Source organism: Rhizobium sp. 2YAF20 (assembly GCF_052114685.1).
Classification (GTDB): Bacteria; Pseudomonadota; Alphaproteobacteria; order Rhizobiales; family Rhizobiaceae; genus Rhizobium.
The window spans coordinates 784,353-795,815 of sequence record NZ_JBFRFF010000001.1; the positions used below are offsets into that span (position 1 = coordinate 784,353).

Consider the following 11,463-nt stretch of genomic DNA (forward strand, 5'->3'; position numbering starts at 1 on the left):
GATCATACATGATTTCCAAATTTGGGAGAAGGTGAAGGCTTCTGTTGCCAGGTGCCTTCGGACCCCGCCTTAAGGTGCGAACCTTCAGGACTTGATTTGAAGTGTCACACTGCGATTAAGCAGCGAGACGAGCTTCCGCATAGTTGTCATTTGCAACTACAAGTTTAGCCCGATAACGGTGGTACAATGCCGAGCAAAAAGTCGATCTTTACACCCTTGTCGATCCTATTTCGCCCCCATCAAAAGCCGGTCAATGACCGCCGGTTTTTGGTGGAGGCGCCGGGTACCGCCCCCGGGTCCAATAGGTTTATTCCATCGCTCGTTTATCGCCATATCCGGCCCGAAGACCGGCAAGGCTGATATAGTGTTTTCCTTCACCGAAGGGAAGGGCATTTGTCACAAATGCTTGGCCGATCGACGGCGACGGCATGAAAACAGGGGAAATCGAACGTCTTGGCCGACAGGCTGTCGCTTTTGTCTTCGCTTGACCTTAAATATGCTTGAACCCTGGAATCGGCGGCGAAACACGATGAAGCAATATCTCGACCTCCTGGCGCATGTGATGGACAAAGGCACGGATCGCGGCGACCGGACCGGCACCGGCACGCGCTCGGTTTTCGGCTACCAGATGCGTTTCGACCTTGGCGAGGGCTTTCCCGTCCTGACTACCAAGAAGCTGCACCTGCGCTCGATCATTCATGAACTGCTGTGGTTTTTGAAAGGCGAGACCAATATTGCTTATCTCCGCGAAAACGGCGTTTCCATCTGGGACGAGTGGGCGGATGAAAACGGCGATCTCGGCCCGGTCTACGGTGCGCAGTGGCGATCCTGGCCGGCGCCGGACGGGCGTCACATCGACCAGATCGCCAATCTGATCGAGGGGCTGAAGACCAATCCGAATTCGCGCCGACATATCGTCTCGGCCTGGAACCCCGCCGAGGTCGACGAGATGGCGCTGCCGCCGTGCCACTGTCTTTTCCAGTTCTATGTTTCGGAAGGCAAACTTTCCTGCCAGCTCTACCAGCGCTCGGCCGACATCTTCCTTGGCGTGCCGTTCAATATCGCGTCTTATGCCCTACTGACGATGATGGTGGCGCAGGTGACGGGGCTGAAGCCCGGCGATTTCGTTCATACACTTGGCGATACCCATATCTACAAGAACCATTTCGAGCAGGCGCGGCTGCAGTTGACCCGCACGCCAAAGGCCTTGCCGACGATGCGGATCAATCCTCAGGTCAAAGACATTTTCTCGTTCAAATACGAGGACTTCGAACTGGTCGGCTACGAAGCTGATTCAAGCATCAAGGCGTCGATCGCCGTGTGAGCTTGGTGGCCAGTCAAGCGCAGCTTGACTGGGATCGCGTGCTACAGACTTCACCGCATTGCCTGGGGACCTCATGAAGCCGATATTCCGCCTGTCCATCGCGGTCGCTGCCGCTGCCGTCCTTTCCAGCTGCGTCGATCGTGCCAATGATCCGTTGCTGCTGCCGGTTGGCATGCCTGCCCAGCCGGCAAGCGTCGTCCACCCGCTCTGCGTCGGCGACGCCAACGAATCCTACAACAGGGCGCGCCAGGAGTTCGAGAAGCGCGAAAGAATGGCCACCGTTTATGCGCCATCGGCCGGCGATAATTTCGAGGAGGAGCGCCAGGCGAAAAGCCAGGCGCGCATGACCTATATTTCCTGCGCGGCCAGCCAGGGATACAAGGCGGTTTATTGAGTTACGGGCCTTTATCGAGGAAATTTCAGCAGTCGTAAAAAGGGGCCACATGTCCACTGTCACGAAGACAATCGTCGTCGCCGTTTCCCGCAACGGCATAATCGGCAGGGACGGCGACCTGCCGTGGCGATTGTCGACTGACCTCAAGCGTTTCAAGGCGCTGACACTCGGCAAGCCACTCATCATGGGCCGCAAGACTTTTCAATCGATCGGCAAGCCGCTGCCCGGTCGGCCAACTATCGTCATCACCCGCGACGAAGGCTTCAGCGTCGAAGGGGTTCGCTCAGCACATTCGCTCGACGAGGCGATCGAGATCGCAGCGGCGCTTGCCGAGCAGGACGGAAAGACCGAGATCTGTATCGTCGGCGGTGGCGAGATCTATCGTCAGGCATTTGCGATAGCCGACAAGCTGGAAGTGACGCATGTGGAAACCGACGTCGCTGGCGATACGTCTTTCCCAAGGATCGATGCCGCGGATTGGCTGATCGAGAGCGAGCTCGATGTCCCGGCGGGCGAGAAGGACAACTATGCGACGCGGTTCGTGACCTACCTCCGTCGTCCCGCATAGGCAAAAGCAACTATTTTCCAATAAATCCGCCCAACTTCCTGAAGTTGCGTTGAAAGCGTCTGCCTCGATACCTATAACGGGAAACAATCGCCGCCGACTGAGGGAGACCTTGGAAACGACGGCGGCAGAGAATTCACGAAGTAAGAGGTTTTGATGCCCTGGAGCAATCAGAATGGCGGCGGTCCTTGGGGCGGCGGCGGTGGCGGCGGAAACAATCAGGGGCCTTGGGGGCAGGGACCGAACCGTCCGCGCGGCAACGGCTCCGGTGGCCCGCCTGACCTCGAGGAGATTATCCGTCGCGGCCAGGACCGACTTCGTGGGCTCGTTCCCGGCGGCATCAACGGCGGCGTCTTCCTGATCATCGCAGCCGTGGTCGTCGTATTCTGGCTCATCCAGTGCATCTATACCATCCAGCCGGATGAGCGCGGCGTCGAGCTGCGTTTCGGCAAACCGAGGGAAGAAGTTTCGCTTCCCGGCCTTCACTTTCATTTCTGGCCGATGGACCAGATTGAAATCGTCAAGGTGACCGAGCAGCAGCAGAACATCGGTGGTGGGCGCTCTAGCGCGAATTCATCGGCGGGCCTGATGCTTTCAGGCGACCAAAACATCCTCAACGTACAGTTCTCGGTTCTCTATACGATCAGCGATCCGAAATCCTACCTCTTCAAGCTGGAAAATCCGGCTGAGACGCTGCAGCAGGTTTCCGAAAGCGCCATGCGCGAAGTCGTCGGCCGTCGCCCGGCGCAGGATGCCTTCCGTGACAATCGCCAGCCAATCGCCAGCGAAGTCCAGAACATCATCCAGGGCACGATGGATCGATACGGCGCGGGCATTGCCATCAACCGGGTGAACATCGAAGACGTCGCTCCGCCGCGCGAAGTGGCCGACGCCTTTGAAGAAGTGCAGCGCGCCGACCAGGACAAGCAGCGCCTGGTCGAAGAAGCCAATCAGTATGCCAACCAGAAACTGGGTGGCGCGCGCGGTCAGGCAGCGCAGGTCCGCGAAGAAGCGGCCGCCTACAAGGACCGTGTCGTCAAGGAAGCGGACGGCGAGGCGCAGCGCTTCGTTTCGGTCTACAACCAGTACGTCAAGGCGCCCGATGTCACGCGGACACGCCTGTTCCTTGAAACCATGGAATCCGTCTTGAAGAATTCGAACAAGGTCATCCTCGATGAGAAGCAGGGCGTCGTGCCCTATCTTCCCCTGAACGAGATCGGCAAGGGGCTCGCCTCGCCGCTGGCCCAAGCGCAGGAGATCAAGTGATGACCTCCAGTCGTTTGCCAGCCATCCTCATCGCCCTCGCGGTTCTGCTTCTGATCGTCTATTCCTCGGTCTTCGTCGTCAATGCCCGCGAACAGGCAGTCGTCGTCCGTTTCGGCCAGATCCAGGACGTGAAGACCGAGCCGGGCATCTATTTCAAGCTGCCCTTCGGCTTCATGGATGCCGACCGGGTCCAATATGTCGAAAAGCAGGCCTTGCGCTTCGATCTCGATAATATCCGCGTCCAGGTCAAGGGCGGCGCCACCTTCGATGTCGACGCCTTCGTCGTCTACACGATCGCCGATGCGCGCAAGTTCCGTGAAACGGTGTCGGGTGATCGCGACGCGGCCGAAGCACGGCTGCGCACGCGGCTGGATTCGTCCTTGCGCCGGGTCTATGGTCTGCGCGAGTTCGGTGCCGCTCTTTCGGACGAACGCGTATCGATGATGCTCGAGGTTCGCGACGATCTTCATCGCGATGCGGAGACGCTCGGCCTCAATATCGCCGACGTCCGGATTCGCCGGACCGACCTGACCCAGGACGTTTCGCAGAAGACCTATGACCGCATGCGCGCCGAGCGTCTTGCCGAGGCGGAACTGCTTCGCGCCGAAGGGACGGAAGAAGGTCAGCGCCGCCGCGCAATCGCCGACCGCCAGGTGGTCGAGATCGTCGCCGACGCGAGCAAGGATTCCGAAGTCCTTCGAGGCCAGGGCGAGGCTGAGCGTGCGCGTATCTTTGCGGACGCCTTCACCCGTGATCCAAGCTTCTTCGCGTTCTACCGCTCGATGGCAGCTTACAATGCATCGCTGGCATCGACGGGCACGACGATCGTGGTTTCGCCGAATTCAGAGTTCTTCCGGTATTTCAACAGCGCCAACGGGTCGACTGCAGCAGCACCTCAGGCCGGCGCGCCGGCGCCGGCGCCCAGCGCGAAGTGATATCGTTTCGCTATATGATTCGTGATTGATGGGGCCATCCTTCGGGTGGCCCCTTCTTTTTGAAGTGCTGGTGCTGTTGCGAAGGTGCGGCGTTGGCGCGAACAGAGGAGCGGAAAAGGTTCTGACTGCTTGGCGGGCTCTGCTATATCCACCAGGGATAATCTCGAAAAGGTGATTCCACCCTTCATCATTCCGCCTTATGTTGATGTTCAAATTTACTTCTTCCCTTAATTTCACGAGGATGCCTGATGGCCTTGACCATTCGCTTGCCGTTTAGACGATCGCTCGCCTTGCTGGCCGGCGCGGCAATAATTGCCGGCCCCGCATTCGACGGCGTCGGACGGGCATGGGCAGACGCTACCTCAGCCGCAGTGGATGGATCGGCGCCGTCATCAGACACTCCGGCCGCGGTGCCAACCACTCCGCCGGCGCCGAATTCGCAGGCAGTCCTTACCACTCCGGCGCCGTCGGTGCCGACAACACCAGCACCGCCGGCACCGGTTCCTGTGCCGCCTTCAGCTCCACCGGCCGCAGCCGCCCCGACGCCGCCACCTGCCGTTGCAGGCAGCTCAGCGATGAGCGCCGGTCCGGCTTCCGTCGCCGATCTGGCGCAAGGCCTGCTCGACGCGGTCGTCAACATATCGACGTCGCAGAAGGTCAAGGATGAGGGAAACGTCGCATCGCCAAAGGTGCCTGACGGGTCGCCGTTCCAGGAATTCTTCAACGATTTCTTCAAGGACAAGAACAACCAGAACAGCAATCACAAGGTAAGCTCGCTCGGCTCCGGCTTTGTCATCGATCCCAAGGGCTACATCGTCACCAACAACCACGTCATCGAGGGCGCCGACGATATCGAGGTGATCTTTCCGAACGGGACGAAGCTGAAGGCAAAGCTGATCGGCACCGACACGAAGACCGATCTGTCGCTCCTGAAGGTCGAGCCGAAGCAGCCGCTGACGGCGGTGCATTTCGGCGATTCCTCCATCATGCGCATCGGCGATTGGGTGATGGCGATCGGCAATCCCTTCGGCCTTGGCGGCACGGTGACGGTCGGCATCGTTTCTGCACGCGGGCGAAACATCAACGCTGGCCCTTACGACAACTTCATCCAGACGGATGCCGCGATCAACAAGGGCAATTCCGGCGGCCCGCTTTTCAACATGCGTGGTGAGGTGATCGGCATCAACACGGCCATCATCTCGCCGAGCGGCGGTTCCATCGGCATCGGTTTTTCCGTGCCCTCCGAGATCGCCTCGGGTGTCGTCAAGCAGCTGATGGATTACGGCGAGACGCGCCGCGGCTGGCTGGGCGTCCGCATCCAGCCGGTTACCGACGATGTCGCCCAGACCCTCGGTCTTGACAGCGCCAAGGGAGCACTCGTTGCCGGCATCGTCAAGGGCGGCCCTGTCGATAACGGTTCGATCAAGGCGGGGGACGTCATCCTTAGTTTCGACGGCAAGACCGTCAACGAAATGCGCGATCTGCCGCGCGTCGTCGCTGAAAGCCCCGTCGGCAAGGAAGTTGACGTGGTTGTCCTGCGCGATGGCAAGCAGCAGACGGTCAAGGTGACACTCGGACGCCTGGAAGACAGCAATCAGGCCGCAGCCGCCAATGACAAGAAAGCGCCCGGCCTTGCCCCTGACGACAATAGCAACAAGGGCGACAGCAAAAATCGCGACGGGGTGATCAATCCCGACCAGGGCGATAACGGTGACGACAGCTCGGACGGTGACCAGGAAAACCCGGCGCCAGCGCCTGGTGCCGAGATGACGCAGGACGTGCTCGGCCTCAAGCTTTCCGCACTCAGCGCCGAAAACCGCAAGAGCTTCGGCATCGCCGACAGCGTCGACGGCGTGGTCATCACAACAGTGGCACCGGGATCGCCCGCGGCCGACAAGGGATTGAAGCCCGGAGACGTTGTCGTCGAAGTGGCCCAGGAATTCATGCAGTCACCATCTGCCATTGCCGCGAAGGTATCGTCGCTGAAAAAGGAAGGCCGCCGCAACGCCCAGATGATGATCGCCTCACCAAACGGCGACCTCCGCTTCATCGCGGTCCCGCTCGATTAGCGGTGTTGGCCTCGTGTCTTCGGCTTACCTCCCTCTTGATGGGGGAGGTCGCAGCGAAGCTGCGGGTGGGGGTGAACCATTGGATGTCGCAAGAAATCACCCCACCCCGGCACTGCGTGCCGACCCTCCCCATCAAGGGGAGGGTGTTCGATGCCGCAGCCTCTCAGCTATGCCTCGCCTGCAAAACGCCGCGTTGGTGCCATTCCGCAGCGGTTATTCGGTAAAGTACATGCGGCTTCAGGTGCGGCAGAGTTTCCGGAACGCGCGGATGGGGGAAATCGCCGGCGACGTCGCGGTGCATGCCGATCCGTCGCATGACCGACGTTGAGCGGATGTTGTCGGGTACAGCGAAGGAGACTATCTCATCGAGCTTTAATGTCTCGTAGCCGTGCCGCAACACCGCGTGCGCCGCTTCGCTCACATAGCCCTTACTCCAGTAGCGCGCTGCCAGCCGCCAGCCGATCTCGACGGTGCCGAGGGGAATATGCGGTTCAAGATCGGTGCGGGCAAGGCCGCAGAAGCCGATCGTTTCACCCGTCGCCTTCAGCTCGAGTGCATAGAAACCGAGGCCGGTCTCGGCGATCAGGCCTTGTAGCCTGTCGAAAAATGCGTCGGCGTCGACCCTGTTTCTGCGGAAGGCAAAGAACTCCATCACCTTTTCATCGGAGTTGATCTCGAAGAACAGGTCGCGATCGCCGTCCAGCCAGTTGCGGACGACGAGGCGTTCAGTTTCAAGAATGATCATGGAACAAACTTCCGGCCTGTTGTTGATGATTGCCGCCTACGGCTTTACGAAATCCGTCTTCCGATAACCCTGGATGTAGAGAAGCGCGGTCAGATCGCCGTGGTCGATGCGCATCCCGGCCTGGGCGGCAACCTTGGGCTTGGCATGCAGGGCGACGCCGGAGCCGGCGAGCTGGATCATGTCGAGATCGTTGGCGCCATCGCCGACGGCAAGCGCATCGGCCGGTGAGATGCCAAGCTTTTTGGCAATCTCGTCGAGAGCATCGACCTTTGCCTGCTTGCCGAGGATCGGTTCAGCGACGAAGCCGGTCAGAATGCCGTCTTCCTCCAGCAGAACATTGGCGCGGTTCTCATCGAAATCCAGAGTGGCGGCGATCCGGCTGGTAAACACCGTGAACCCGCCGGAGACGAGGGCGGTGTAGAAGCCTTTTGCTTTCATGGTGGCGATCAGTTCCGGTCCGCCCGGCGTCAAGGTAATACGCCTTGCGATGACCTCGTCGACGACGGAGATTGGCAGGCCCTTGAGGAGGGCAACACGCTGACGCAGGGCCGGTTCGAAGTCGATCTCGCCGTTCATGGCGCGTGCCGTGATGGCGGCGACCTTGTCTTTCAATCCGACTTCGGCTGCCAGTTCGTCGATGCATTCCTGGACAATCATGGTTGAATCCATGTCGGCGATCAGCAGCTTCTTGCGCCGGGTCTCGCTCTCCTGGATAACGAGATCAATTGGCGCTGCGCCAATTACGGCCTGGATATCGGCCTTGGCAGCCCGCGGGTCAAAGCCATCTCGGAGCGCAATATCGCAGGCTATGCCATCCGCCAGCCAGTAAAGACCGGACGCCTGCACCGTGCCGGCAGCCGCTTCGGCGAGTGCGGGAACAAGAACGGGGTTTGACGGATTGGCAATAAGCGTGGCAACGAAGGCCATATGGGAAACCCTGTGAATGACATTGAAGCGATCCTGATAACCGGGCCAACGGCCAGCGGCAAGTCCGCGTTGGCCATTGACCTCGCCAGAGAGCGCGGCGGCGTGGTCGTCAATGCCGATAGTATGCAGGTCTACGACACGCTTCGCGTGTTGACGGCGCGGCCCTCGGACGACGACATGCAAGGTGTGCCGCATCATCTTTACGGCCATGTCCTTGCCGGACAGGCCTATTCCACCGGTCTCTGGCTGAGGGACATTTCGCAGCTGCTTGCCAAGGTGCGGGACGAGGGCCGGATGCCTGTCATCGTCGGCGGCACCGGACTTTATTTCAAGGCGCTGACGGGCGGGCTTTCGGACATGCCGGAGGTGCCGGCGGAAATCCGGGCGAAGCTGCGCGCGCGGCTGATCGAGGAGGGAGGAGAAACGCTCCATCGTGAACTCGGGGCAAGCGACCCGGCGATGGCGGACATTCTCAATCCGCAAGATGGTCAACGGATCGTGCGTGCGCTCGAAGTCCTCGAGGCGACTGGAAGATCGATCGCCACCTATCAGGGGCAAAGCGGGCCGGTCATCGTCGATGCCGATCGCGCCCGTAAGATCGTCGTCCTGCCCGATCGCGCGGTGCTGCATGACCGCATCAACTCCCGCTTCGAGACGATGCTCGACATCGGAGCCGAGGAAGAGGTGAGGGCATTGCTGGCGCTCGGTCTTTCGCCCGAAATGCCCGTCATGAAAGCAATAGGCGTCGCCCAGATTGCGGCAATGATCGAAGGCAACATGAGCCGTGCCGAGGTCATCGAAACCGCCGCCGCCGCGACACGCCAATATGCCAAGCGCCAGATGACGTGGTTTAGAAATCAGATGGATGAAAGCTGGGAGCGACGCTGACGCGCCCCGCCTTCGGTGCGATGCTTTAAGCGAGCCGCGGCTCAATCCTTGTTGTAGAGGCTGCTGACCGGTTTCTTCAGGATGCTGTCGCGCAGGGAAGTCCCCGGCTCCCGGCGCAGCGGCGCAGCTGGCTCCTGCACCGGTGCCGGCCGGCTTGCCAGTGGGGCGTCCTCGCGCAGAAGGTTCTTGCGAAGTTCGGCAAGCTTGCTGTCGATCGAAGTCTGGGGCTGACTGCCGAACGCAAGTGCCGTACTGGCGACGCGCGGCAGCATATCCGGACGATAGGGCTCGATCGCCGTCTGCTCGTCCGCGAATGGTCGCTCCGGCTGCGTTTCGTGGCCGCCATGGCCGGATTCCACATCCGCCTCATCGTCGAAACTGTTGCCTATTGCCGCGACATAGGTCTGCTGGAAGGAGGAGATGTCGGGGCCGGAGACCGATCGCATGCGGCTGACGATATTGCGCAGATCGACGTTGTCGGGCGAGTCTTCCGTTGGCTTCTCGACCAGACCGTGGGCCTTCGGAAGCATGTTTTCCTGAACACGCGTAAAGCGCATGCGCATCGGAACGGCGATCGCTTCGCCAAACGCGATCGCCTCGCCATTGCCGATGGATGACAGGAAGCTCATCGTCGAGATCGACGAATTGGGAATGGCGGAGCGGATGATCTCCTGGTCCCGATCGTTGGAAAGGCGCATGGCAAAGAGGGTCGAACACTGCGATAGGATCGTTTGGTCCAGTTCGCCGGGACGTTGGGTGATGATGCCAAGAGAGACGCCGTATTTTCGGCCCTCCTTGGCGATACGCGAAATCGCCTGCCGCGTCGGGACAAAGCCGAGGGTCGGATCGGCGGGGATATAGCGGTGCGCTTCTTCGCAGACGACAAGCATGTGGATTGCACCGTCGCTCCAAAGTGCAAGCTCGAATGCCATGCGGCAAAGCACCGAGGCAACCGAATTGACGACTTCCGACGGAATGCCCGAGAGCTGGAACGTGCAAATCGGCCTGTCATCGCCGGGGATGCGGAAGATCTGCGCGATCGTCTCCATGATCGTGTCGCTGATGGTATTGTTGGAAAACATGAAGTGGTAGCGCGGATCGTTGATGGCGGACGTCACGCGTATTTTCAGAGAGCGCAGATGCGGTTTTTCCTGACGGCCCTCCAGCTTGCCGATGCGCTCGTCGATCAGTGCCAGCAGATCGGCCATGCGATAGGGAACTGGTGTATCGGCCGTCACCGAGCTTTTTTCAGCCTGACGGCGCATCAGCGGTGAATCCGTGCCACGGAAAGCGCGCTTGGCATCCGGGATGATGTCGCGCAGCATATCCAGCTCTTCGGGAATAGCCGGGCGACCGCGGAAGATGACCTCGGCGAATTCTTCGAGCCGCATCAGCCAGAAGGGCAGATCGAGCGTCTCGGTATCGACGACCACGGAATGATCGGGAAAAGCGGCGGCAAATTCGTTGTGCGGATCGAGGATGAGGACGCGCAGTTTCGGGTCCGAGCTGATGGCCTTGTGCAGGAGCAGCGACACTGCCGTCGACTTGCCGACGCCGGTGGAGCCGACAACGGCAAAATGCTTCGACAGCATCGAGGGGATGTGGATGGCGGCGTCGATCGTGTCGTCCTGCGTCAGCTTTCCGATCACGCAACTGCTGTTCTTGCCCGCATCGTAAATCCGCATCAGGTCGCTGGAGCGGATGCGATGGGCGACGGCGCCGAGATAGGGGTAGTTGGAAATGCCGGATGAAAACTCCTCCCGGCCGTCGGGAGTGACGCGAACCTCACCGAGAAGTTCCGCTTCGATCCTGAAGAGATTGTCCTGTCCTTCACCCCAGCTCTGGCTGCCGGTAGTCATCGAATAGACGAGGGCCGCGACGCGATTGGCGCCGACGCTGATCGATATCAGGCGCCCGACCGACCAGAGTTCCGTGAGATCCGTACCGCCGTTTTCCGCAATCGCGGCGATTGTCACACGGGAGCCGCTGCTCGCAACGACCCGACCGAGAAAGCGGTTCCCCGTTGCTTGGCTGTCGCGGCGGTCATGCTCGCCTGCTTTGCCTGACGTCTGTAAGTCGTTGTTCAGCAAACGGGTTACTCCCTGCTTGAGCGAGCGAGAATATCGTCGCCGGCTTAATAAATTCCTTTCAGAATCGCTTCATTTTGCGCGGGCTCGGTGAAAGGGCGCTTTTTTACTACCGGACGCGTTGACGCCTTGAAATTTTCTGTCTATCAATTCGACCCATGAAAATCTCGGTGGTTCTTATCGTGGTGGGAAGGCGCATGGGCAGGATGGTGTAACCATCCGGCGATAGCACCCATGCGCTAGACAACAGGCTCCCCAAGGAG

Annotated in this window: 10 protein-coding genes and 1 other RNA gene; 7 read left to right on the forward strand and 4 right to left on the reverse strand. The window is 60.2% G+C overall.

The genetic code is table 11. From position 1 onward, the window contains the following. Positions 1 to 30: 30 nt before the first annotated feature. Positions 31 to 391, reverse strand: a transfer-messenger RNA (tmRNA) gene (gene ssrA / locus AB4Z52_RS03710). A gap of 138 nt (positions 392 to 529) precedes the next feature. On the opposite strand from ssrA, the gene AB4Z52_RS03715 reads away from it, so the two are divergent. The 6 genes from AB4Z52_RS03715 (at position 530) to AB4Z52_RS03740 (ending at position 6,553) form a co-directional block, all read left to right on the forward strand. Then, positions 530 to 1,324: a thymidylate synthase gene (locus AB4Z52_RS03715; RefSeq protein ID WP_442216531.1), complete on the forward strand. Its 795-nt coding sequence runs from the start codon at positions 530 to 532 to the stop codon at positions 1,322 to 1,324. 73 nt (positions 1,325 to 1,397) lie between these two features. Next, on the forward strand, positions 1,398 to 1,718 hold the full coding sequence (locus tag AB4Z52_RS03720; protein ID WP_442216532.1) for a hypothetical protein: 321 nt from the start codon (positions 1,398 to 1,400) through the stop codon (positions 1,716 to 1,718). A gap of 49 nt (positions 1,719 to 1,767) precedes the next feature. Further along, positions 1,768 to 2,286 carry a dihydrofolate reductase gene (locus AB4Z52_RS03725; RefSeq protein WP_442216533.1) on the forward strand — a complete coding sequence of 173 codons (519 nt, stop codon included), beginning with the start codon at positions 1,768 to 1,770 and terminating at the stop codon, positions 2,284 to 2,286. Positions 2,287 to 2,439: 153 nt separating this feature from the next. After that, positions 2,440 to 3,549 carry an FtsH protease activity modulator HflK gene (gene hflK / locus AB4Z52_RS03730; RefSeq protein ID WP_442216534.1) on the forward strand — a complete coding sequence of 370 codons (1,110 nt, stop codon included), beginning with the start codon at positions 2,440 to 2,442 and terminating at the stop codon, positions 3,547 to 3,549. Beyond that, positions 3,549 to 4,484: a protease modulator HflC gene (gene hflC / locus AB4Z52_RS03735; protein ID WP_442216535.1), complete on the forward strand. Its 936-nt coding sequence runs from the start codon at positions 3,549 to 3,551 to the stop codon at positions 4,482 to 4,484. The genes hflK and hflC overlap by 1 nt, the downstream gene beginning before the upstream one ends. 248 nt (positions 4,485 to 4,732) lie before the next feature. Next, positions 4,733 to 6,553, forward strand: coding sequence for a DegQ family serine endoprotease (locus tag AB4Z52_RS03740; RefSeq protein ID WP_442216536.1), 1,821 nt, complete (start codon positions 4,733 to 4,735; stop codon positions 6,551 to 6,553). Between the two features lie 163 nt (positions 6,554 to 6,716). Here AB4Z52_RS03740 and AB4Z52_RS03745 read toward each other — a convergent pair whose 3' ends face one another. Further along, entirely contained in the window at positions 6,717 to 7,298 is a 582-nt protein-coding gene (locus tag AB4Z52_RS03745) for a GNAT family N-acetyltransferase (protein WP_442216537.1), read from the reverse strand. 36 nt (positions 7,299 to 7,334) lie between these two features. Continuing rightward, on the reverse strand, positions 7,335 to 8,225 hold the full coding sequence (gene serB / locus AB4Z52_RS03750; RefSeq protein WP_442216538.1) for a phosphoserine phosphatase SerB: 891 nt from the start codon (positions 8,223 to 8,225) through the stop codon (positions 7,335 to 7,337). On the opposite strand from serB, the gene miaA reads away from it, so the two are divergent. Then, entirely contained in the window at positions 8,226 to 9,113 is an 888-nt protein-coding gene (gene miaA / locus AB4Z52_RS03755; protein WP_442216539.1) for a tRNA (adenosine(37)-N6)-dimethylallyltransferase MiaA, read from the forward strand. Between the two features lie 41 nt (positions 9,114 to 9,154). Here the strand turns inward: miaA and AB4Z52_RS03760 are convergent, their stop codons facing one another. Next, positions 9,155 to 11,203 carry an ATP-binding protein gene (locus AB4Z52_RS03760; protein WP_442216540.1) on the reverse strand — a complete coding sequence of 683 codons (2,049 nt, stop codon included), beginning with the start codon at positions 11,201 to 11,203 and terminating at the stop codon, positions 9,155 to 9,157. Positions 11,204 to 11,463 lie beyond the last annotated feature (260 nt).